The sequence below is a fragment of the Mesorhizobium sp. M1088 genome, from assembly GCF_040318575.1.
Classification (GTDB): Bacteria; Pseudomonadota; Alphaproteobacteria; order Rhizobiales; family Rhizobiaceae; genus Mesorhizobium.
In genome coordinates this window covers 45526-66329 of record NZ_JAMYMO010000021.1, presented here as the reverse complement: position 1 = coordinate 66329, position 20804 = coordinate 45526, and the positions used below count along the sequence as shown (strand labels likewise).

18 protein-coding genes, 1 tRNA gene and 1 pseudogene are annotated in these 20804 nt (G+C 63.5%); 11 read left to right on the top strand and 9 right to left on the bottom strand.

What is annotated here, in order from left to right:
• Window positions 1-51 precede the first annotated feature (51 nt).
• Window positions 52-1188 carry an alpha-hydroxy acid oxidase gene (locus NKH49_RS22005; RefSeq protein WP_352773966.1) on the top strand — a complete coding sequence of 379 codons (1137 nt, stop codon included), beginning with the start codon at window positions 52-54 and terminating at the stop codon, window positions 1186-1188.
• Window positions 1189-1226: 38 nt separating this feature from the next.
• Window positions 1227-1997 carry a metallophosphoesterase gene (locus NKH49_RS22000; RefSeq protein ID WP_352616719.1) on the top strand — a complete coding sequence of 257 codons (771 nt, stop codon included), beginning with the start codon at window positions 1227-1229 and terminating at the stop codon, window positions 1995-1997.
• Window positions 1998-2025: 28 nt separating this feature from the next.
• Here the strand turns inward: NKH49_RS22000 and NKH49_RS21995 are convergent, their stop codons facing one another.
• Window positions 2026-2166, bottom strand: coding sequence for a hypothetical protein (locus NKH49_RS21995; protein WP_292664785.1), 141 nt, complete (start codon window positions 2164-2166; stop codon window positions 2026-2028).
• A 287-nt stretch (window positions 2167-2453) separates the two neighbouring features.
• Window positions 2454-3152: a type 1 glutamine amidotransferase gene (locus tag NKH49_RS21990; protein ID WP_352472693.1), complete on the bottom strand. Its 699-nt coding sequence runs from the start codon at window positions 3150-3152 to the stop codon at window positions 2454-2456.
• A gap of 74 nt (window positions 3153-3226) precedes the next feature.
• On the opposite strand from NKH49_RS21990, the gene NKH49_RS21985 reads away from it, so the two are divergent.
• From NKH49_RS21985 to NKH49_RS21970, 4 genes are all read left to right on the top strand, one after another.
• A complete protein-coding gene (locus NKH49_RS21985; RefSeq protein ID WP_352616707.1) occupies window positions 3227-3874 on the top strand; it encodes a hypothetical protein in 648 nt (215 codons plus the stop codon).
• A 32-nt stretch (window positions 3875-3906) separates the two neighbouring features.
• Entirely contained in the window at window positions 3907-4641 is a 735-nt protein-coding gene (locus tag NKH49_RS21980; protein ID WP_352472734.1) for a 16S rRNA (uracil(1498)-N(3))-methyltransferase, read from the top strand.
• 185 nt (window positions 4642-4826) lie between these two features.
• Window positions 4827-6200 carry a glutamate--cysteine ligase gene (locus NKH49_RS21975; protein WP_352541776.1) on the top strand — a complete coding sequence of 458 codons (1374 nt, stop codon included), beginning with the start codon at window positions 4827-4829 and terminating at the stop codon, window positions 6198-6200.
• A gap of 102 nt (window positions 6201-6302) precedes the next feature.
• On the top strand, window positions 6303-7364 hold the full coding sequence (locus tag NKH49_RS21970) for a DUF937 domain-containing protein (protein WP_352616703.1): 1062 nt from the start codon (window positions 6303-6305) through the stop codon (window positions 7362-7364).
• A 176-nt stretch (window positions 7365-7540) separates the two neighbouring features.
• On the opposite strand, the gene NKH49_RS21965 is transcribed toward NKH49_RS21970, so the two are convergent.
• A complete protein-coding gene (locus NKH49_RS21965) occupies window positions 7541-7831 on the bottom strand; it encodes a DUF1127 domain-containing protein (protein WP_352616701.1) in 291 nt (96 codons plus the stop codon).
• A gap of 234 nt (window positions 7832-8065) precedes the next feature.
• Between NKH49_RS21965 and NKH49_RS21960 the strand changes: the two genes are divergently transcribed.
• From NKH49_RS21960 to NKH49_RS21950, 3 genes are all read left to right on the top strand, one after another.
• Entirely contained in the window at window positions 8066-9022 is a 957-nt protein-coding gene (locus NKH49_RS21960) for a LysR substrate-binding domain-containing protein (RefSeq protein ID WP_023680469.1), read from the top strand.
• Between the two features lie 70 nt (window positions 9023-9092).
• Window positions 9093-10658, top strand: a complete 1566-nt coding sequence (gene xseA, locus NKH49_RS21955; RefSeq protein WP_352927810.1) for an exodeoxyribonuclease VII large subunit — start codon at window positions 9093-9095, stop codon at window positions 10656-10658.
• Between the two features lie 28 nt (window positions 10659-10686).
• Complete coding sequence (locus NKH49_RS21950; protein WP_352616697.1) at window positions 10687-11814, top strand: DmpA family aminopeptidase; 1128 nt, start codon at window positions 10687-10689, stop codon at window positions 11812-11814.
• Window positions 11815-11876: 62 nt separating this feature from the next.
• On the opposite strand, the gene NKH49_RS21945 is transcribed toward NKH49_RS21950, so the two are convergent.
• The 4 genes and pseudogenes from NKH49_RS21945 to NKH49_RS21930 form a co-directional block, all read right to left on the bottom strand.
• Window positions 11877-12131 (bottom strand): DUF768 domain-containing protein, encoded by a 255-nt coding sequence (locus NKH49_RS21945; protein WP_023719384.1) that lies wholly within the window; start codon window positions 12129-12131, stop codon window positions 11877-11879.
• Window positions 12132-12642: 511 nt separating this feature from the next.
• Window positions 12643-12987: an Atu4866 domain-containing protein gene (locus tag NKH49_RS21940; protein WP_352472700.1), complete on the bottom strand. Its 345-nt coding sequence runs from the start codon at window positions 12985-12987 to the stop codon at window positions 12643-12645.
• Window positions 12987-13716: pseudogene (locus NKH49_RS21935) on the bottom strand (SDR family oxidoreductase). Before NKH49_RS21935 ends, NKH49_RS21940 begins: the two are co-directional and overlap by 1 nt.
• A gap of 92 nt (window positions 13717-13808) precedes the next feature.
• Window positions 13809-14561, bottom strand: a complete 753-nt coding sequence (locus NKH49_RS21930; protein ID WP_352616693.1) for an SDR family NAD(P)-dependent oxidoreductase — start codon at window positions 14559-14561, stop codon at window positions 13809-13811.
• Between the two features lie 137 nt (window positions 14562-14698).
• On the opposite strand from NKH49_RS21930, the gene NKH49_RS21925 reads away from it, so the two are divergent.
• Complete coding sequence (locus NKH49_RS21925) at window positions 14699-15607, top strand: LysR family transcriptional regulator (protein ID WP_352616690.1); 909 nt, start codon at window positions 14699-14701, stop codon at window positions 15605-15607.
• A gap of 61 nt (window positions 15608-15668) precedes the next feature.
• Here the strand turns inward: NKH49_RS21925 and NKH49_RS21920 are convergent.
• Window positions 15669-15745, bottom strand: a tRNA-His gene (locus tag NKH49_RS21920).
• A 339-nt stretch (window positions 15746-16084) separates the two neighbouring features.
• Window positions 16085-16543, bottom strand: a complete 459-nt coding sequence (locus tag NKH49_RS21915; RefSeq protein WP_254819298.1) for a phasin — start codon at window positions 16541-16543, stop codon at window positions 16085-16087.
• Between the two features lie 253 nt (window positions 16544-16796).
• Between NKH49_RS21915 and NKH49_RS21910 the strand changes: the two genes are divergently transcribed.
• Complete coding sequence (locus NKH49_RS21910; protein WP_352927806.1) at window positions 16797-20543, top strand: PAS domain S-box protein; 3747 nt, start codon at window positions 16797-16799, stop codon at window positions 20541-20543.
• Window positions 20544-20804: the final 261 nt, after the last annotated feature.

Genomic DNA, 20804 nt, shown 5'->3' with positions numbered 1-20804 from the left:
GCCCAGAAAATTCAACGACGAACCAGCGAAGAACCAGCGGAAAAAAGATCCATGAGCAGCATTCTCACCATCGCCGACCTCAAGGACCTGGCGCGCCGCCGCGTGCCGAAGATGTTCTTCGACTATGCCGATTCCGGCGCCTGGACCGAAAGCACCTACCGCGCCAACGAAGAGGATTTCCAGAAGATCAAGTTCCGCCAGCGCGTGCTTGTCGACATGGACAACCGCTCGCTGGAATCGACCATGATCGGCGAGAAGGTGACGATGCCCGTGGCGCTGGCGCCGACCGGCATGACCGGCATGCAGCATCCGGACGGCGAGATGCTGGCGGCCCAGGCGGCGGAAGAATTCGGTGTGCCGTTCACGCTGTCGACAATGAGCATCTGCTCGATCGAGGATGTCGCGTCGGTGACCAGGAAGCCGTTCTGGTTCCAGCTCTATGTGCTACGCGACAAGGACTTCGTCTTCGATTTGATCGATCGCGCAAAAGCGGCGAAATGTTCGGCGCTGGTGCTGACGCTCGACCTGCAGATCCTCGGTCAGCGCCACAAGGATATCCGCAACGGGCTTTCGGCACCGCCGCGGATGACGCCGAAGCACATCTGGCAGATGGCGACCAGGCCACGCTGGTGCGTCGGCATGGCCGGGACCAAGCGCCGGAGCTTCCGCAACATCGTCGGCCATGCCAAGGGCGTCGGCGACCTCGCCTCGCTGTCGTCGTGGACGAAGGAGCAGTTCGATCCACATCTGTCGTGGAAGGACGTCGCCTGGATCAAGGAGCGCTGGGGCGGCAAGCTGATCCTGAAAGGCATACTCGACAGGGAAGATGCGCTGATGGCGGCCAGAACGGGCGCCGACGCGATCATCGTTTCCAACCATGGCGGCCGCCAGCTCGACGGCGCCTCGTCGTCGATCATGGCGCTGGAAGAGATCGCCGACGCCGTCGGCGACACGATCGAGGTGCATATGGACGGCGGCATCCGCTCCGGCCAAGACGTGCTCAAGGCACTGTGCCTCGGCGCCAAGGGCACCTATATCGGCCGGCCTTTCCTGTACGGCCTCGGCGCACTCGGCAAGGAAGGCGTTACCAAGGCGCTGGAAATCATCCGCAAGGAGATGGACATAACGCTGGCTCTGTGCGGAAAGCGTCTGGTCACCGACATGGGCAAGGATCAGCTTCGGCGCTAAAGTCCCGTGACGGCATGATGATGGAGGCGACGCAGGCATTGACGGAGCCCGGCATCAGTTTCTACGAGGCGCGCGGACCGCAAGGCATGCGCCTCTATGCGATCGGCGATGTGCACGGCCGGCTCGATTTGCTGACCGCCATGCACCGGCGGATCGAGGCGGAGCTCGGTCAAAGGCTGTCGGCCGATTGGCGCGTGATCCATCTCGGCGACTATGTCGATCGCGGCCCGGACTCCAGGGGCGTCATCGATTTCCTGATCGACGCGCAAAGACGCGATCCGCGTCACCTGATGCTCGCCGGAAATCATGATCTCGGCTTTCTCGATTTTCTCGATGTCCCCGATCCGGACGGGCTGTTCATGCGCTATGGCGGCATCCAGACTGCGCTATCGTATGGTGTCTCGCTCGGTGGGAGCAGCGCCTGGTTTGGCCGCGCCGATGCGGCACTGCGGCAAGGGCACGCCGCACTGGTCGAGGCGGTGCCGCAGAACCATGTCGAGTTCCTGCGCTCGCTGCCCTTCTCAGTGACGTTCGGCGACTTCTTCTTCTGCCATGCCGGCATCCGGCCCGGCGTTGCGCTGGAAAGCCAGAGCCGGCAGGACCTGATCTGGATCCGCGAGGTCTTCCACGATCACACCGGCCTTCATCCGAAGATCGTGGTGCACGGTCATACGCCGGTGCCCAAGGCCGAAATCACCGGCAACCGCGTCAATGTCGACACCCTCGCCTGGCAGTCGGGACACCTCACCGCGCTCGTGGTGGACGGCGCGGACAAGCATGTCCTGACAGTGACGGGTGAGCGGGCGTAGGAAACGCGTCGGATTATGAGCAGAGAGGCTAGCGAAGCGCGGCGGTGACGCCGTAGCCGTCAACGGCATTGTGGTCGTTGGCCGCGTCGGCGGAATAAATGCCGAGGCCGCACAAGACGATAGCCGACAACATGACAAAGGACAAAAAGGCTGCTTTCACGGACGTCATCTCTTGTTGAGCTTCCTGCATCTATGCACGAGCGGGTTACCAATGCGTTGAAACGCAAAATACGTCGCAAATGTCGGACGGTTTCGCGCTTCTAGGCATGTTCTGTATCGGCGGTGTGTCGCGCGGGTCACAGGAAAGGTTCATCGCGGTTGCACGCAAGATGCAGAGCGCGCGCCTTTTAGGCTGGCGGACAGACACAGGCCAAGGATGAAACGCGTTATCCCCGGCGGATTTGCCGCCGCGTGCCAAATATGCAACGTCGCCAAATACGTTGACTATATGGGCCGTCAGATCGTCGCCACCCAGGCGCGGGCGATGGCCAGGCCGGCGGCATCGGCTTGCGGTCCGTTGCGGGCCATTTCGTCGTCGAGCCGGACGGCCCAATCCGGATGGCGTTCGGCGATCAGCGGTGCGAAGGACGTGCTCCAGTCGCGAACCATCGGCCGGTCGGCCTCGAAATGAAACTGGAAGCCGTAGACGGCGCGGCCGATGCGGAACGCCTGGTTCTCGGCGACGGCGTTGCCGGCCAGCCGCACGGCAGTCTCGGGCAAGACAAAGGTGTCGTCGTGCCATTCGAAGATCGGGAATTTTTCAGGCAAGGCAGCGAGCACCGGATCGGCCTGCGCCGCCGCGGTGAGCGCGACTTCGTGCCAGCCGAACTCCGATGCGCCGCCGATCTGGTTCTCGCCGCCAAAGGCGCGCGCGACCAACTGGCTGCCGAGGCAGATACCAAGCACCGCGCGATCCCTCTCGGCAAAGTCGCGCGTCAGGTCGAGCAGGCCCGGAAAATAAGGACAGAGCTCGTCGTCCAGCGCATTCTGCGCGCCGCCGAGCACCACCATGGCGTCATGCCCGCCGCTATCTTGCGGCAGCGCGTCGCCGCGGTAGGGACGGCGCAGGTCGATAGCGGCACCCGCCTCGACAAGCGCCGCGCCGATCTGGCCAAGGCCCTCATTGTCGAAGTTCTGGACAACCAAGACCCGCATCGAAACCTGCTGACATGAAATTGATGCAACGAGCGATATCATGGCGCCAGCATTGCAGCCAACAGGGAACGCCTATGCCACTGCAAAACCGGATCGACCCGTTCGGCACCATCCATGCCGTGCCGGAGCGCGGCCTGTTCATGGGCAATCGCGGCATCATTCACGACCCCGAGACGAGAACGCTGTTGAAGAAGCGCTGGGCGCTGCAAGCCTGGATCATCTGCGTCTGCGAATTCGGCAACGTGCGGCGCGAGCCGATGGGGCGCAACCGGGCTGGCGGCAAGGCCGGCTGGACCGAGCTGTTTTTCCTCGACGAGGTGACGGCGCTTGCCGCCGGCCACCGTCCCTGCTTCTTCTGCCGGCGCGAGCGGGCCAGGGATTTTGTCCGGCGTTTCGGCGACGCCTTCGGCATTGCCGAGCCACGTGCGCCGCAGCTCGACAAGCGCCTGCACAAGGAGCGGCTGGCATCGGGCGGGCGGGCGACGAGACTGGAACCGGAAGCGCTTGCGGACTTGCCGGACGGCACGATGATCTCGTCAGGAAACAGGGCGTACGTCCTGTTTGACGGCGCCGCGCTGCCCTGGAGTTTCGGCGGTTATGGCGAACCGGTGGGGTTCGGCGGTTTTACCGACAGTCCAATCCGCCTGGTCACGCCAGCGACAACTGTTTCGGTGCTGCAGGAAGGCTACGAGCCTGTCTGGCATCCTTCCGCCGAGGCTTGACGCCGAGGGTGACGTTGCCGCATTCCTCGGCGATGCGCGCCAATTACAAGATGCAGCGGCTGTTCGTGCCGGACGGGCTTGGACCGGACATCGAGTTCGACGTCGGCCCGCAGCAGAGCCATTATCTCTCGCACGTGCTGCGGCTCGGCGAAGGCGCCGAAATTCTGGTCTTCAACGGGCGCGACGGCGAATGGTCGGCGGCGATCGCGGCGAAGTCGAAGAAGGCGTTGCGCCTGAAGTTGCTGGCATTGCAGCGGCCGCAGCCGCCGTTGCCCGATCTCGTCTATTGCTTCGCGCCACTGAAGCAAGGGCGGCTCGACTACCTCGTGCAAAAGGCGGTGGAGATGGGCGCCGGCATCCTGCAGCCGGTCATCACCCAGCATACACAAGTGGCAAAACCCGGCATCGAGCGCCTGCGCGCCAATGTCGTCGAGGCGGCCGAGCAATGCGGCATATTGGCGGTGCCGGAGCTGCGCGAAGCGGAAAAATTCGAACGCCTGCTGGCAGGCTGGGACCGGGAGCGGCGGCTGATCTTCTGCGACGAGGATGCATCGACCAACAATCCCCTGCCGGCATTGCAGGTGGTGCGGGAGAGAAAGCTCGGTCTGCTGGTCGGACCGGAGGGCGGCTTTTCCGACGAGGAACGCAAGATGCTGAGAGCGCTGCCTTTCGTTACCGCGATTCCGCTCGGGCCGCGCATCCTGCGAGCGGATACGGCGGCGGTGGCGGCACTGGCGCTGATCCAGGCGACAATCGGCGATTGGTGATCAATTCCAATTACCCGCTGGCTCAGGATTTTTCGCTTGATCGGCTACTGACATTTCGTCCATCTAGCGCCGGCAGTGGCCGCGTGTCCTTTCGGGCGCGTAAAGGACGCTGTAGCATTTGATTGGGCACCTGATCCCTTCCGAAAATCGAAGCCGATTTTCAGGGTCATGTGCGGAGGGCTCCTATGGCGCGCGATACAACCGACTTCCGGCCGATAGAAAGCGTCGACGAACTCGTCGAGCATCTGGCCGAAGGCAACAAGCCGCGCGACAAATGGCGCATCGGCACCGAGCACGAGAAATTCCCGTTCTATGTCGACGGCAATGCGCCGGTGCCCTATGGCGGCGAGCGCGGCATCCGCGCCATCCTCGAAGGCATGCAGGACAAACTCGGCTGGGACCCGATCATGGATGCCGGCCGCATCATCGGCCTGGTCGAGCCGACCGGCCAGGGCGCGATCTCGCTGGAGCCCGGCGGCCAGTTCGAGCTGTCCGGCGCGCCGCTGGAGACGATCCACCAGACCTGCCGCGAAGGCAATGCGCATCTGGCGCAGGTGCGCGAGATCGCCGAACCGATGGGCATTCGTTTTCTCGGCCTTGGCGGCAGCCCGAAATGGTCACTGGCCGAGACGCCGAAGATGCCGAAATCGCGCTACGAGATCATGACCCGCTACATGCCCAAGGTCGGCACCAAAGGTCTCGACATGATGTACCGGACCTGCACGATCCAGGTGAACCTCGACTTCGAAAGCGAAGCCGACATGCGCCGCAAGATGCAGGTGTCGCTGAAGCTGCAGCCGCTGTCGACGGCGCTGTTTGCCAACTCGCCCTTCACCGAAAGCCGGCCGAACGGCCTGCAGAGCTGGCGCGGCGAGATCTGGCGCGACACCGACAATCAGCGCTCCGGCCTGCTCGAATTCTGCTTCTCGCCCGATTTCGGCTTTGCCGATTATGTCGAATGGGCGCTCGACGTGCCGATGTATTTCGTCATCCGCGACGGCCAGTACCATGACATGACGCACATCACCTTCCGCCAGTTCATGGCGGGTGCTGCCCGCAACGACCTGCCGGACGGGCTGCCGACGATGGGCGACTGGGCGAACCATCTGTCAACGCTGTTCCCCGACGTGCGGCTGAAGCGCTTTCTCGAAATGCGCGGCGCCGATGGCGGGCCGTGGCGGCGCATCTGCGCGCTGCCGGCCTTCTGGGTCGGGCTGCTCTACGATGCGGCTGCGCTCGACGCGGCCGAGGCGCTGACCTCGAGCTGGAGCTACGACGAAGTGCTGGCAATGCGCAACGCGGTGCCGGAACAGGGCATCTCGGCGCCCTTCCGCAACACGACATTGCGCGAGATCGCCCGCGACGTGCTCGTCATCTCGCGCATGGGACTGAAGAACCGCGGCCGCAAGAACCGCGACGGCTATGACGAGACCTCGTTCCTCAACACGCTGGACGAGGTCGTCGCGCGCGGCACCACCAGCGCCGAAGAGATGCTCTCGGCCTACCACACACGCTGGGGCGGCTCGATCGAGCCGGTGTTCATGGAATACGCGTATTAACGCTTCGCTATCCGCTTGGCCGATGGTCCGGCAAATTCGCTTCAATCGGTGATGGAAACGAACTAGGCTTCTCCAACGAGGATTTTCCCGGAGGAGAAATCAATGCCTTCCTTGTTCGATATTCTGGCGCAGGCCCAGAACGGCAACGGCATGCAGGCGCTGGCCCAGCAGTTCGGGCTTTCGCAGCAACAGACGCAGGCGGCGGTCGCGGCGCTGCTGCCGGCCTTTTCGCAGGGGCTGAAGCGCAACACGGCGGACCCTTACGGGCTCGGCTCCTTCATGACGGCGATGGCCAGCGGCCAGCACGCCAAATATTTCGACGATGCAAGCCGGGCCTTCTCGCCGCAGGGCCTCAATGAAGGCAACGGCATTCTCGGCCATTTGTTCGGCTCGAAGGACCTGTCGCGGGCCGTCGCCAACCAGGCCGCGCAGGCGAGCGGCGTCAGCCAGCAGGTGTTGCAGCAGATGCTGCCGGCAATCGCCTCGATGATGATGGGCGGGCTGTTCAAGCAGACCACCAACCAGCTAGGCGGGCAGATGCATGCGGCAGGCGGTGGCGGTAATCCGCTTGGCGAGCTCATCGAGCAGATGATGCGGCAGGCGGGCGGCGGCGGCCAGGTGCCGGCCCCTCAGCCTGCAGGCCCCACGGATAACCCGCTCGGCAAGGTGTTGCAGGACATGTTCGGCGGCGCACAGCAGCCGCAACAGACGCAGAGCCCTTACGGCGACAACCCGCTGGGCAAAGTGCTGCAGGACATGTTCGGCGGCGGGCAGCAGCCGCAAAGTCGGCCGCAGCAGACGCAGAACCCTTATGGTGACAATCCGCTCGGCAAGGTGCTGCAGGATATGTTCGGCGGCGGTGCACCACAGCCACAGCAGCCGCAGAACCAACCCCAGCAAACACAGAACCCTTATGGTGACAATCCGCTCGGCAAGGTACTGCAGGACATGTTCGGCGGTGGCGCACCGCAGTCTCAGCCGCGTCAGGCGCCGCAGCAACCCCAGGCGCCGCAGCCGCAGGCCAATCCGAGCGGCAGGCCGAGAAATCCGTTTGACGACCTGTTCGGCAAGATGTTCGAGACAGGCGCCCAGCAGCGCGACGACTACCAGAAAGGCATGGAGTCGATCTTCGACCAGTTCAAGCAGGGCATGGGCCGGCGCTAGACCAGATACCGGCAACCAATCATCAGTGCCGCCCAAAAAAGAAAGCCCGGTCCTGGGAGGACCGGGCAGCGCGCAGGCTGGCCGGGGGGATCCGGCAGGGAGTGGGGAGCCTGCGCAACTTGGTGGCGTCGTGCCTCAAAAAGGTTCAACGCGCCCGAACGGCGAAACCCACGCGATCACACGACCTTGCGGGCAATATCCTCGATCGTTTCGGCGCGCTCGACGGCGATGACGCGAAGCCTCTCTGTCGGATCGCGGCCAAAGGGTACACCGACAGCGACGTGCAGGTCGGCGCGGGTCAGGCCGATGTCGGCGAGCTCGGCATCCGACATCTCGCCGAGGCGATAAAAGGCGCGGCGGTTTTTCCAGGCGCGGTAAACATTGGCAGCGGCATTGGCCACGCGCGTCGCAACGGCCGGACGCGAGGTGATGCGCGAGGTCTCGGTAGCGAAATCAAACGTAGCCATGTCGGTCTCCTTCACATTCGAACGGGCGAAACCGGTCGATCGGGCGCTGGCGACAGCGGCCATTCCGGCTTCGATTCATCTAAGATGATGCATGTCGTCGCCCCAAAACCGGTGCCCACTTTTGGGCGACATGCATTCGCTTCATGTGGACAATCGGAATTTGCCATGGCGCGATTGATTAATCCAACGAATGTTTCTAATCTTTAGCATCAGCATCAATGATGGATTAGGCCAATGAAAGCGCCGCTCGATCTCGATCAGTTGCAGACCTTCATCTCGATTGTCGACACCGGCAGCTTTACCCGCGCGGCGGAAGCGGTGCATCGGACCCAGTCTGCGGTGTCGATGCAGATGCGGCGGCTGGAGGAACGGATCGGCAAGCCGCTGTTCGAAAAAGACGGCCGCACCAACAGGCTGACCGAGGAAGGCGACAGACTGCTCTCCTACGCAAGGCGGCTGCTCTATCTCAACAAGGAAACACTGGCCGCCTTCGACGACCGCCGGCTCGAAGGCACCATCCGCATCGGCACGCCGGACGATTATGCCGATCGCTTCTTGCCAGAGATCATGGCGCGGTTTGCCCGTTCTAACCCGCATGTCGAACTGACCGTTATCTGCGAACCGACGCCGGGACTGGTCGAGCACATCAAGCGAGGCAATCTCGACCTGGCGCTGGTGACGCACAACGACGCGCGCGGCCAGTCGGAAGTGGTGCGGCGCGAACCGCTGCTGTGGGTTACCTCGGCCAACCATGCGACGCATGAGCAGCCGATCCTGCCGATGGCCTTCGGCCGGCCGAACTGCATCTGGCGGCGGGCCGCCGCCGACGTGCTCGATCAGCAGAGCCGCGACTATCGCATCCTGTTCACCAGCTTCTCTGCCACCGTCATCGCCGCCGCGGTGCTTTCCGGCCTGGCGATCTCGGTGCTGCCGGAATGCGCCCTGCGGCCCGGCATGCGGGTGCTGGGCGAGGCCGATGGTTTCGGCGCCCTGCCCGATTGCCGCATCGGCATCATGCGCGGTCAGACCTCGCGGCCGGAGATCGTCGACGCGCTTGCGCGCCACATTTCGGAGAGCCTCGACAATATTTCCGTGCCACTCGGCGAGGAGACCGGCACGTTCGACTTCGCCGCCCTCGCCTTCGCCAAGATGAAGCGGACCAAGCCGAACCAGATCCTGCCGGGCTGGTGATCGCGCGATTGGGGCGGACATCGAACACGGCCGCCTTGACGCCGGCCAGCAATCGTCCCCCAATCGGCCGATGAGCGACGCAGCATCCGAATCACGCACCAACGCTACCGAATATACGGTGAGCGAGATTTCCGGCGCGCTGAAGCGTACGGTCGAGGACGTCTTCGGCAATGTACGGGTGCGCGGCGAGATTTCCGGCTATCGCGGACCGCATTCCTCCGGCCATGCCTATTTCTGCCTGAAGGACGATCGCGCGCGGCTCGACGCCGTGGTGTGGAAGACCACAATGAGCCGGCTGAAATTCCGTCCGGAGGAAGGCATGGAGGTGATCGCCACCGGCCGGCTCACCACCTATCCCGGAAAGTCGAACTACCAGATCGTTATCGACAATCTCGAGCCGGCCGGTGCCGGTGCGCTGATGGCGCTGCTGGACGAGCGCAAGCGCCGGCTGCAGGCCGAAGGCCTGTTCGATGCGGCGCGCAAGCGCAGGCTGCCGTTCATGCCCTGCGTCATCGGCGTCGTCACCTCGCCGACAGGCGCCGTCATCCGCGACATCATCCACCGCATCAAGGATCGGTTTCCACTGCACGTGCTGGTCTGGCCGGTGCGGGTGCAGGGCGAGACGGCGGGTGCGGAAGTGACCGCTGCCGTCAACGGCTTCAACGCACTGCCATGGGACGGCGCCATCGCGCGGCCCGATCTGTTGATCGTGGCACGCGGCGGCGGCAGCCTGGAGGATCTGTGGGGCTTCAACGACGAAGCGCTCGCCCGGGCCGTCGCCGCTTCGGGTATTCCGGTGATTTCCGCGGTCGGCCACGAGACCGACTGGACATTGATCGATCTGGCTGCGGATGTGCGGGCGCCGACGCCGACAGGCGCCGCCGAGATCGCCGTGCCGGTCAAGGTCGACCTCGAAGCGACGCTTGCCGGCCTTGGCGCGCGGTTGATGACCGCACTGTCGCGCAATTTCGAACGCAAGCGGCAGGCGGCACGCGCGGCCGCCCGGGCGCTGCCCTCGCCCGACCAGTTGCTGGCGCTGCCGCGGCGGCGCTTCGACGAGGCGACGAGCCGGCTCGGCCGGGCGCTGTCGGTCAGCGTCGAGCGCAAGCGAGCCAGGCTTCTGGGGCAGCGGCTGACGCCGGCGACCTTGTCGCGGCGCATGAACGAAGCCCGCACGCTGACCCGCCGCGACCTCGCCCGTGCGCAAGCGGCTTTCTTCGCCATCGTGCGCGAGCGTCGGGCGCGGTTTTCACGCACGGCTACCAGACTGTCACCGGCGCCCATCGCCAGACGGCAGAAACTGCAAGGCGATGCACTGCTGGCACTGACACGGCGGCAGGACCAGGCGATTTCAAGACGGCTGGACCGCCTGCGTGGAAAACTGACGCAGGCCGACCGGCTGCTGGCGACGCTCTCGCACAAGGCCGTGCTGGCGCGAGGCTTCGCGCTGGTCAAGGATGTGGACGGCGCCGTGGTCAAGCACGCGGCAGAAGTTGTGTCGGGGATGGCGCTTTCACTGGAGTTCGCCGACGGCACCGCCGATGCAGTCGCCATCAGTGGCACGATGCGGCCGAAGACGGTTGCGAAGCCCGCGGCCAAGCTCAAGGCGTCGGGCGGCCAAGGTTCGCTCTTCTGAGGGTGACCAAGACTTCTTTGAGGGTGAAATGACCGACCCGCACCTTGCAATGCCCTCGGGCAAACTGCGCGCCCGCGCCTTCGCGATCCCATTCGATGGAACGCCGGGCCGCTTCAACGCCATCACCGATGTGCCTGGCGTGACGGTGGGCTATACGACACTGATCTCAGGGGATGGGCCGCTCGTCGTCGGCAAGGGTCCGGTACGCACCGGCGTGACCGCGATCCTGCCACGGCCCAGAGGCGAGTTGGCCGTCCCGGCGTTCGCCGGGATGTTCAGCGCCAATGGCAATGGCGAACTGACCGGCTCGCATCTGATAGAGGAACTTGGAGCGTTCAATCTTCCCATCACCATCACCAACACGCATTCCTGCGGCGTCAGCCGCGACGCAACGTTGCGCTGGATGCAGGCGGTGCTGCCGCAATCGCTCGACAGCGCCTGGGCGCTGCCGGTGGCGGGCGAGACTTACGACGGCTTCCTGAACGATATCAACGGCCACCATGTGAGCTTCGAGCACGTGTTTTCCGCGCTCGAAACGGCTGAAAGCGGGCCGATCGAAGAGGGCAGCGTCGGCGGCGGCGCAGGCATGATCACCTTCGGCTTCAAGGCAGGGTCCGGCACATCCTCGCGCAGCGTCGACTGGAATGGAGAGCGTTTCACGATCGGCTGCTTCGTCCAGTCGAATTTCGGTGCACGGCGGAACCTCGTGATCCGTGGCATCAGAGCCGGAGCGGAACTCGCCGAACCGGCGACCCGGGACAACACGCCGCGAGCGGAAAAGAGCTCGATCATCGCGATCGTCGCCACCGACGCGCCATTCATGCCGCACCAGTTGAAACGGCTGGCGAAACGCCTGCCGCTCGGCGTCGCGCTGACCGGCGGCTATGGATACAATTCATCCGGCGATATTTTTCTGGCCTTCAGCACGGCCAATGCCGATGCGGCGCGCGGCGCGGCCGGCAAGCTGGTCAGCGCCGGCTATATACCGGATGCCGACATCAACCCGTTCTTCGACGCCGTCGTTCAGAGCGTGGAAGAGGCAATCCTCAATGCTCTGGTCGCCAATGAAGACATGACCGGGCGCGACGACAATTTCGTGCCAGCGTTGCCGGAAGCATGGCTCGAGGAGAGATTTGGCAAAGCTGCGCGGCGATAAGACCGCGCAACTGCATCAGACAGGCAATGTTCGCCCGGCAGGTTTTGCCGGGGGGCGGTCCGTCAGCCGGCAGGCTTGTTGGAATTCTGCTCGTCCTGGTCGGCCTCGGCCGCCTCTTCGAGCCTCGAAGCAATGAGCTCCTGAATGTCGCCGACCTCTTCCTGGATATCCTCCAGGGGTATGCCGGCTTCGGCGGCCTTGGCCGCACATTCCCTGGCGAGGGTCTCGGCCTGCTTCTCGATCCTGGCTGGCGAGGGCTGGCAGTGGACTTTTTCGCCAATCCACCCGCGCAAGAACTCGATTGCGTGTTCACTCATACTGCTGTTTCCCTAGCGGCTATGCCGGTTGGTAATCATAAACGTCGGCATCTTCGAAAAGATGCGTGCTGCCATTCGAGCCGAGTCGGCTTCGCCCGGCAAGCCGAACTTGTCCGAGGTCCACAGAGCCGAAGGGAATGGAGGGTTCAAGGAGCACGTTCTAGTTCTTGAGGACTGATTCTCTCGAGGAAACTCGTTCGACCCGCGCTATTGTTTCTATTTGCTTTTTGTCGGTTTTCAAGCCGTTTTAGATCACAATAGATGTCGCAATGACTAGCACATTTACCGCGCTCTCGCCGGCACCATGTAAGAGGCGAGCCGTCAAAGCCGCCGCTATATAGTGATAACCATTTGCAATGTCGACTCTGCTTGCGGTCCTGCTTCTTTCCGCCGCGCTTGCTGGGAGATATGTGGTGTGACGGGCCTTGCCGTGCAAGCTGCCGAGCGCCTCATGCAAGGCATGCAATAGCGTCTTGTGGAAACCCTGAAGTGCTTGTCTCAGGGTGGCTCTCTACCGCTGGCGGTAAAGGATCATGCCGGCATGATAGAGGACGCCTTCGACGAACTCACCATCCGCGGTGAAGCCCGTATCGTCCCAGTATTCTATGTGGTTGCCGTGCACTTCATAGCGTCCCCGGTAGGCGCTTTCGCGGTCACCGCGCGCTTCGTCATAACGGCCGTTCGCCAGGAGTTCGTGCCTGATATGGCGATCCTCGGTGACCCACATTCCGACATAGGGATGAGCTTGGTGCGTCATTGGTTCCTCCGCAAGGATTGGAGTTGCAGGAAGGGTCAGGCCGGTTGGAGCTACAGCAACGGCAATACCCGTAAGCACTGCGGCCAAAGTGGATCGCATCAATGCGCCGCCTTCGTCGGACGCACGACTATCTCGTTGACGTCGACATCGTCGGGCTGTTCGATTGCATAGCGCACTGCCCTGGCGACGGCATCGGGTTTCAGTGCAATAGCACGCCAGCTTTTCATGGCGGCGGCAGCGGCTTCGTCGGAGATCGTGTTCGCCAGCTCGCTTTCCACCACGCCAGGATGAATGCAGGTTACGCGGATATCGTCACTCTCCTGGCGGAGCCCATCGGAAATCGCGCGGACAGCGTAATTTCGTTGCGCAATAGACGGCAGCCGTGGGCGAGACGGCCAGTGCGCCAATGGAACCGATATTGATGATGTGACCGGAGCCGCGTGCCGTCATCTCGGGCAGAACCGCCGCGACGCCGTACAGAACACCCTTGATGTTGACGTCCACCATCAGCTCCCACTCGTCGACCTTCATGGCTGCCATGGCCGACAGCGGCATGACGCCCGCATTGTTGACGATGACATCGACCTGGCCCCATTCGGCCCGGGCTGCGTCGGCGAATGCTGCGACATCCGCCCTCCTGGTGACGTCGAGCGCTCGCACGCGAACCGTTCCACCAGATGCCTCGATTTCGGCCGCAAGCGCTTCAAGGCGGTCGGTGCGGCGTGCGCCGAGCATCAGCTTCGCACCTGCCGCGCCAAGCTCGCGGGCAATGCCAGCGCCGATGCCGCTGGAGGCACCGGTGATCAGAACAACTCTGTTCATGGTCATCGAGATGATCCTTTTGGTCTGTGATTATTTTCACGATGTGAAGGGATTGGGTGCGGGTGAGCTCCCGCGGCGCGCCGGCCCTATTGGGGGGCTCACTGGGCGGTGTAGCCGCCATCGACCAGAAGCAAGGCCCCGGTGATGAAGCTGGACGCCGGCGAGGCAAGAAAGGCGATGGCCTCGGCAACTTCTTGCGGCTGGCCGATCCGGCCGATTGGATGCGCGCCGCCGAAGCTGCGCAGCATCTCCCGGCCATTCTCCACCACGCCTTCCATGATGTCGGTTTCGATCACGCCAGGGGCAACGGCGTTGCAGCGAATGCCCATGCGCCCGTATTCGATCGCGATCACCTTGGTCAGCTGTGCGACAGCCGCCTTGGACGAGGCATAGGCCGCCTGCGTCTCGAAGGCCGCAACCGCCGAGATCGACGAGACATTGACGATCGCGCCGCCACCGCCGGCGGCCATCAGTTCCACAGCGGCACGGGCAGTGACGAAGCTGCCGCGCGCGTTGATCTGCAGAATGCGGTCATAGTCGTCGACCGAGGTCTCAGTCAGTCGTTTGTTGAGCGTGCGACCGGCGTTGTTCACGACGATATCCAGTCGTCCGAAGCGCTTCGCGGCGAGTTCGACCGAGCGTCTGGCCAGGTCCTCGTCGGCGACATCGCCGACCAGCGTTGCCACATCCTCGGCTTCCAATTCGCGTACGCTGTCGCTGAGATCGCTTGCCACGATCCGGGCCCCGCGCGCACGCAGCAGCTCCGCCGTGCAACGACCGATTCCGCGTGCCGCGCCGGTCACGAGAGCGACCTTTCCATCCAGGTTCCAGGAGGAAGGCAGTGATGTCATGGGGTATCTCCTTGGTCAGCCGGCATCGACCTGGATCGGGGGATCAAGCCTTTCTTGCCGTTGCGACAGAGATAGAGCCATGGCATTGTCGCGATAAGCCGCCCGCCGTTAATCTCTATGGTAAGTTTGGCTAACCAATGGACATCGATCTCAATGCAATTGCCGTCTTCGTCACCGTGGCCGAGGAACGCAATTTTCGCGCTGCGGCAGACCGGTTGGGCGTGACGCGCTCAGCGGTCAGCCAGAGCATCCTCAGGCTTGAACAGCGCCTTGGCATCGCATTGCTGCAGCGCACGACACGCAGCGTCAACCTGACCGAAGCGGGCGAGCGCCTGCTGGCGAGCGTCGCACCGGCGATCGCCGACGTGAACGCGGCAATCGAAGCCACCACGGAGTTGCTGGACCGCCCGCGCGGCCGCCTGCGGATCGCGGTTTCGTCTATCGCAGAGGCCTTTCTGTCAGGACCATTGCTGGCGTCCTTTGCAGAAAGATTTCCCGAGGTGCATCTGGATATTGTGGTCACCGACGAGGAATTCGACATCGTTGCCGAAGGCTATGATGCGGGAGTGAGGCTCGGCGAAGTGATCGAGCAGGACATGATTGCCGTGCCGGTATCGGGCGATCAGCGACAGATGGCCGTCTGCGCCCCGCGCTATCTCGAAAAGTTCGGAGCACCCGCCCATCCGCGCGAGCTTGTGGCACGTCGATGCATCGGCTGGCGGCCGGCGCCGGGAGTTTCGCCCTATCGCTGGGAGTTCGGCGAGGACGGGCGCGAGTTCGACGTGGCAGTCGCGCCCGAGATCACGACCAACGACATGTGGCTGATGATCCGGCTGGCCGTTGCGGGCGCCGGGATCACGTTCGGCATGGCCGATACATTCCGCCCCTGGCTCGACCGCGGCGAGCTCGTGCCAATCCTCGACGGCTATCTTCCGCCGTTTGCGGGTTTCTATCTCTATTTCCCAAGCCGACGAAATATCGCGCCGAAGCTGAGAGCCCTCGTGGATCACCTGCGCGGCGCGCGTCAGGCGCGGGACCGCGGGTGAGCGCTACGGGATCGTAGTGAACGCTCGGCGCTATTGGTCAGAAACCTGGCTGAAAGCTGAATGGTACCGTTGGCTGGGATCGAACCAGCGACCTCCGGATCCACAATCCGGCGCTCTAACCATCTGAGCTACAACGGCACGTTTGCCTGAGCGGGATCGAGATGAAACGTTCGGGACCCGCTCTGTCGTTCGGCGATGCGTCCATACGGGCTATCGGAGTTTAATTCAAGGCTTTTGGCAAGGCAAAAGCTCGCTCCGGCATCGAGTCATTTTCCGCCGGACAAAAGAAAAGGCCGGCGGGAGGAGGTGCCGGCCTTTTCCTGTTACGAGCCAGCGGGAGGAGGTGCTGGCTGGTCACCCCGGTGAGCAGAGGGAGGAGGTTCCACCCGCCGGGTATTCACTTGAACCACTATATCGCACATCTATTTGTCTGACGAAATGCGACCTTTTGATGCATCGTCAAACTGTGCGCAAATATTAGGCGATCTTGATTTCTTTCACGGCCTTCTCGAAGGCGGTCTTGATCGGCTTGGATACGTCCTCGGCCGCCTTGGCAGCAACCGCCTGGAAGTCCTTAGCCTGCTCGACGGTCATTTCGACGCGCTTGCGCAGGAAAGCGGTCTGCAACTCGACGACTTCCGACAGCGACTTGGCGCCGATCAGCGCTTCGAAATGCGAGAAGCCGGCTTCGGCATTGGCGCGCAGGGCGGCGATGGTCTTGAGCGACAGGTCGCTGGAAACGGACTTGGCGGTCTCGTAGGTCGACTCCAGAGCCTTCTGGGTCTCCTCGGCGCCGGTCTTCAGCTTGGCGTAGGCCTCTTTCGACTGCTCGACGCCCTTTTCGGCGAAGGCACGGATCTGGTCGGTGGCCTTCGAAGCGTCGAAGCTCGGGAATTCTACGTTTTCGATCGTTTCAGCGGTCTTGGTCCTGGACATTTTCCATCCTTTTCAGCGGCAGCGGCTTTGACAAAATGCCGTCTCGTTCATCTATCATGGCAATATAAAGGCAAATTTTGTGCATTGCAACATGTTTGTTGCATCGCACCATAAAATATTTGGTTCGCGGCGTTAACCACGCGCCTAGAGATTCCGCTGGTTGCACGCTATGACTTGTGGACCTTCGCGCCGTCGGCTTTTATTAACAAAGCGTTAACCGCAAATTGCCCGCTCTGTGAGGGTCGCCAAGCGCATGCCGGCTGAAAACTACTCCTTCCTTGACGTCGCCGTGCTCGACGCCGTCCGCCTGCGCTTCGCCGCAGGCGACGCGATCGCCATTCTGTCGGCAGATCTCGAGCAGGTGATCTGGGCCAACGGGCCCGGCGCGGCGGTATTCGGCTATCCGGACATCGGCGCTATCATCGGCGCCTCGGCAGGGTTGCCGCTGATCGCCCGGCGCCAGATCATGGCAACCAGCGGTTTTCCGCAGATCGGCCGCGACCGTGCCATCATGGTCCGGCTGGCGACCGGCCTGACCAGCCGCGCGGTCGGCTTCCTGGCCAGCGCAGTGACCATGCCCGATGGCGAGGAAGCCATCATGCTGGCCTTGCCGGCGGCGCAGACCGGCTCGCGCAGCGCGGCCGAGATCGCCGACCGCGCCATCGGTGGCTTTACGGAAGACGGCCACTACATCGCCTTTGTCGATGCCAAGGGCAATATCGCCGCCGCATCGGACGGCTTTTCGGCGCTCGGCATCCGGCCTGAGACGCTGGCCGCGCTTGTCGCCGACGTGGCGAACGAGAGCGACCGCATCGTCAAGCGCCTGGTTCCGGGTGGGTCCAGCTCCTATCCCGCGGGCCTTGCCCGGCTGACGGAAGAGCGGCACCTGCTGGTGGTGATCGACGAGGACCGGCTTGACGGCGAGGCTCCCGATGGCGAACGCGCCGGCGGGGAAACCGAGGCGGCAGCGGCACCGAGCGGTGGCGATCTTCCCCAGCCAACGGACCAGGACAACGAGCAGCCGATCGCCAGCAGCGGCGCGGCGGAGATCGACCTTGCAGCGATGGAAGGCACCTCAGCATCGGCGGAGCACGAACCTGCCGACGCGGCCGACGATCACCGCACGGTTGGCGAAACGCCGACGCAGCATGACCATTGGTACTTCAATGCCGGCGACGACACGCAGGTCCCGCCCGGGGCAGTTGCGTCCGGCGAAGTCGAGACCAGCCCGGACGCTTCGCAGGCCAGCCCGGATACTTCGCCGGAAAGCGCCGCAAAAGCCACCAAAGCCGCCTCGCCGGCCGAACACCGCGCTTCGGCGATCGATCGCACCGCCGCGCCCATGCGTTTCGTCTGGCGTACCGACGCGGAGGGCCATTTCAGCGCCCTGTCGCCGGAATTTGCCGAACTCGTCGGCAAGCCTGCCGCCGACGTGATCGGCCGCCGCTTCGAGGATGTTTCGGCCGCCTATGGCCTCGATGCTTCTGGCGAGATCGCCGGCCTGCTCGAACGGCGCGACACCTGGTCCGGCCGCTCCGTGCTGTGGCCGGTCGCCGGCACCGATCTGAAGATACCCGTCGATCTGGCGGCGCTCCCGGTTTACAGCCGCAGCCGCGTTTTCGAAGGTTTTCGCGGTTTCGGCGTGGCCAGGAGCGGCGATGCGGTGGTCGATCCGGATGCTGTCGGCATGGCCCTTGTCGCTGAGGAGAAACCTGCCGCGACCATCGGGCCGAAAGCCGTCGAACCTCTCCCCGAGACACCTAAACCCGCCGATCCGTTCAGGGGCGAAGTGCCGGCATTGACCATCGTGCCAAAACCCGAGCGGCGTTTTGCCGACAAGGTGATCCGGCTGGCCGAGCACCGGCAGCCGGCCAACGACAAGGGCCTGTCGACGCTGGAACGCAGCGCGTTTCGCGAGATTGGCGAGCGTCTCAAGAAGGACAGCACCCCGGCCGAAGAACAGCCCAGCGCCGGAAAGCAGAAGCCGGTTGAGAAAGTCGAGGCAGCCGGCAAGGCCGACGAGCCAAAGCTGAAAGAAGCCGGCCCGACGGACAAGGGTGAGATGCCGGAACCAGGTCCGGAAAGCGAGGCGGCTGCCGCCGAACCGCCCGAGGCCGATACCGAAGACCAGAAGGACCTCGCCCGACTTGACGGCGAGCAGCCGGATGAGGCGGTAGCAGAGGCGCAAGCCGGCGAACCCGTCACACGCCCTGTTTCCGGATCGCTGCTCGACTATGCCGACCGCGAACCCAGAGATGAGGCGCAGGAAGGCGTTGAGCCCAGCACGAACCGTCGAACGATCGTCGCCGAAGCGCCGCGGGATGGCGACGACGACAGCATGACGGCCGAAGACTTCCGTGACGCCGAGGACAGCGAGGATTGGTCCGAGGACAGCGCAGCCGCAGCCGACGCTGCCGGCCATGTGCCGCCCGTCGAGCGGCCGCAGGCACCACCGCTCAAACTCGACGGCTTCGTGCCGTCGGCGTTTGCCGGAGAGGACAACACGGGGCCGGATACCTCGATCCTCGGCAAGCTGCCAGTGCCGGTGCTTATCCATTCCGGCGACCAGCTGCATTACGCGAACGACGAATTCCTCAGATTGACCGGCTATGCGACGCTCAATGCCCTGGACGAGGCTGGCGGGCTCGGCGCGCTGTTTGCCGACCCTTATGCCGACGACGGCAGTTCGGACGGCGGCGACCGCGCTCTGCGGCTGAAAACGCGCGAAGGTCAGGAGTTTCCGATCGATGCGATTTTACGCTCCGTGCCCTGGGGAAACGGCAAGGCGCTGATGCTGGTCGTACGTCGTTCCGGCGACGACGAGGCAGCAGCCATTCCACATGGCGCCGCCGAAGACCAAACGCAGCCGGATGTTTCCGAGCTCAAGGCACGTATTGCCGAAATGCGCACTATCATCGACACCGCCACCGACGGCGTCGTGCTGATCGGCCGCAACGGAACGATCCGTTCAATTAGCCGTCCGGCGGAAGCGCTGTTCGGCTTCGACAGCGACGAGGTGACCGGCAAACCGTTCGTCTCGCTGTTTGCGATCGAAAGCCAGCGCGCGGCGCGTGACTATCTCGAGGGGTTGTCGGAGCCCGGCGTTGCAAGCGTGATGAACGATGGCCGCGAGGTGATCGGGCGCGAGGCGCAGGGGCGTTTCATTCCGCTGTTCATGACTATCGGCAGGCTGCCCAACGACAGCGGCTTCTGTGCGGTGGTGCGCGATATCACCCAGTGGAAGCGGGCCGAAGAGGACTTGACCCAGGCGCGCGCAGTCGCCGAACGCGCTTCGTCGCAGAAGACCGATTTTCTGGCCCGCATTAGCCACGAGATCCGCACGCCGCTCAACGCCATAATCGGCTTTTCCGAGCTAATGGTCGACGAGAAATTCGGGCCGGTGGCCAATGACCGTTATCGCGACTATCTGCGCGACATCAACCGTTCGGGCAACCACGTTCTCGACCTGGTCAACGACCTGCTCGACATTTCGAAAATCGAGGCCGGCCAGCAGGAGATGGCCTATGAGGCGGTGTCGCTTAACGACACGCTGGCCGAAACCGTGGCGATGATGCAGCCGCAAGCCAACCGGGAACGCGTCATCATCCGCTCCAGCTTCGCCTCGCGGCTGCCGGAAGTGGTGGCCGATCTGCGCAGCGTGCGGCAGATCGCGCTCAACATCCTGTCGAATGCCGTCCGCTACACGCAGGCTGGCGGCCAGGTGATCGTGTCGACGGCTTACGAGATCTCCGGCGATGTCGTCATGCGCGTGCGCGATACCGGCATCGGCATGAGCCAGTCCGAGATCGAGCAGGCGCTGAAGCCGTTCAAGCAGATCAACGCGCTGAAGCGCGGCCGTGGCGACGGCACGGGTCTTGGGCTGCCGCTGACCAAGGCGATGGTCGAAGCGAACCGGGCCCGGTTCACCATCAACTCGACGCCCGGCGAGGGAACCCTGGTCGAAGTCGCCTTTCCCTCGACCCGCGTGCTCGCCGGTTAGCTATGGTTGCGCAAGAAAAAAGGCGTCCAACAGGACGCCTTGAGAAATTGGAATTGCTGTCACAACGGGGCTTGAGCGAATCAGATCCTCTCGGGGCTAAGAGGAACGGGATTTCTCCCTCAAGTTACGCACGACTATTGATGCCGGGCCTTAACAAATCCTTACCGGCACGCCGGAAAATTTACCAATGTGTACCACTCATGAAATCTAGGTAAATTCCGAAGAGATAATTTGTTAACGATACCTGGGACCTCAAAACGG

What these genes read in the sequence shown, in the direction of transcription:
- NKH49_RS22005 (WP_352773966.1), top strand. Translation starts at nt 52, where the DNA reads ATGAGCAGCATTCTCACCATCGCCGACCTCAAGGACCTGGCGCGCCGC.
- NKH49_RS21995 (WP_292664785.1), bottom strand. Translation starts at nt 2,166, where the DNA reads ATGACGTCCGTGAAAGCAGCCTTTTTGTCCTTTGTCATGTTGTCGGCT.
- NKH49_RS21990 (WP_352472693.1), bottom strand. Translation starts at nt 3,152, where the DNA reads ATGCGGGTCTTGGTTGTCCAGAACTTCGACAATGAGGGCCTTGGCCAG.
- NKH49_RS21985 (WP_352616707.1), top strand. Translation starts at nt 3,227, where the DNA reads ATGCCACTGCAAAACCGGATCGACCCGTTCGGCACCATCCATGCCGTG.
- NKH49_RS21980 (WP_352472734.1), top strand. Translation starts at nt 3,907, where the DNA reads ATGCGCGCCAATTACAAGATGCAGCGGCTGTTCGTGCCGGACGGGCTT.
- NKH49_RS21975 (WP_352541776.1), top strand. Translation starts at nt 4,827, where the DNA reads ATGGCGCGCGATACAACCGACTTCCGGCCGATAGAAAGCGTCGACGAA.
- NKH49_RS21970 (WP_352616703.1), top strand. Translation starts at nt 6,303, where the DNA reads ATGCCTTCCTTGTTCGATATTCTGGCGCAGGCCCAGAACGGCAACGGC.
- NKH49_RS21965 (WP_352616701.1), bottom strand. Translation starts at nt 7,831, where the DNA reads ATGGCTACGTTTGATTTCGCTACCGAGACCTCGCGCATCACCTCGCGT.
- NKH49_RS21960 (WP_023680469.1), top strand. Translation starts at nt 8,066, where the DNA reads ATGAAAGCGCCGCTCGATCTCGATCAGTTGCAGACCTTCATCTCGATT.
- xseA (WP_352927810.1), top strand. Translation starts at nt 9,093, where the DNA reads ATGAGCGACGCAGCATCCGAATCACGCACCAACGCTACCGAATATACG.
- NKH49_RS21950 (WP_352616697.1), top strand. Translation starts at nt 10,687, where the DNA reads ATGACCGACCCGCACCTTGCAATGCCCTCGGGCAAACTGCGCGCCCGC.
- NKH49_RS21945 (WP_023719384.1), bottom strand. Translation starts at nt 12,131, where the DNA reads ATGAGTGAACACGCAATCGAGTTCTTGCGCGGGTGGATTGGCGAAAAA.
- NKH49_RS21940 (WP_352472700.1), bottom strand. Translation starts at nt 12,987, where the DNA reads ATGCGATCCACTTTGGCCGCAGTGCTTACGGGTATTGCCGTTGCTGTA.
- NKH49_RS21930 (WP_352616693.1), bottom strand. Translation starts at nt 14,561, where the DNA reads ATGACATCACTGCCTTCCTCCTGGAACCTGGATGGAAAGGTCGCTCTC.
- NKH49_RS21925 (WP_352616690.1), top strand. Translation starts at nt 14,699, where the DNA reads ATGGACATCGATCTCAATGCAATTGCCGTCTTCGTCACCGTGGCCGAG.
- NKH49_RS21915 (WP_254819298.1), bottom strand. Translation starts at nt 16,543, where the DNA reads ATGTCCAGGACCAAGACCGCTGAAACGATCGAAAACGTAGAATTCCCG.
- NKH49_RS21910 (WP_352927806.1), top strand. Translation starts at nt 16,797, where the DNA reads ATGCCGGCTGAAAACTACTCCTTCCTTGACGTCGCCGTGCTCGACGCC.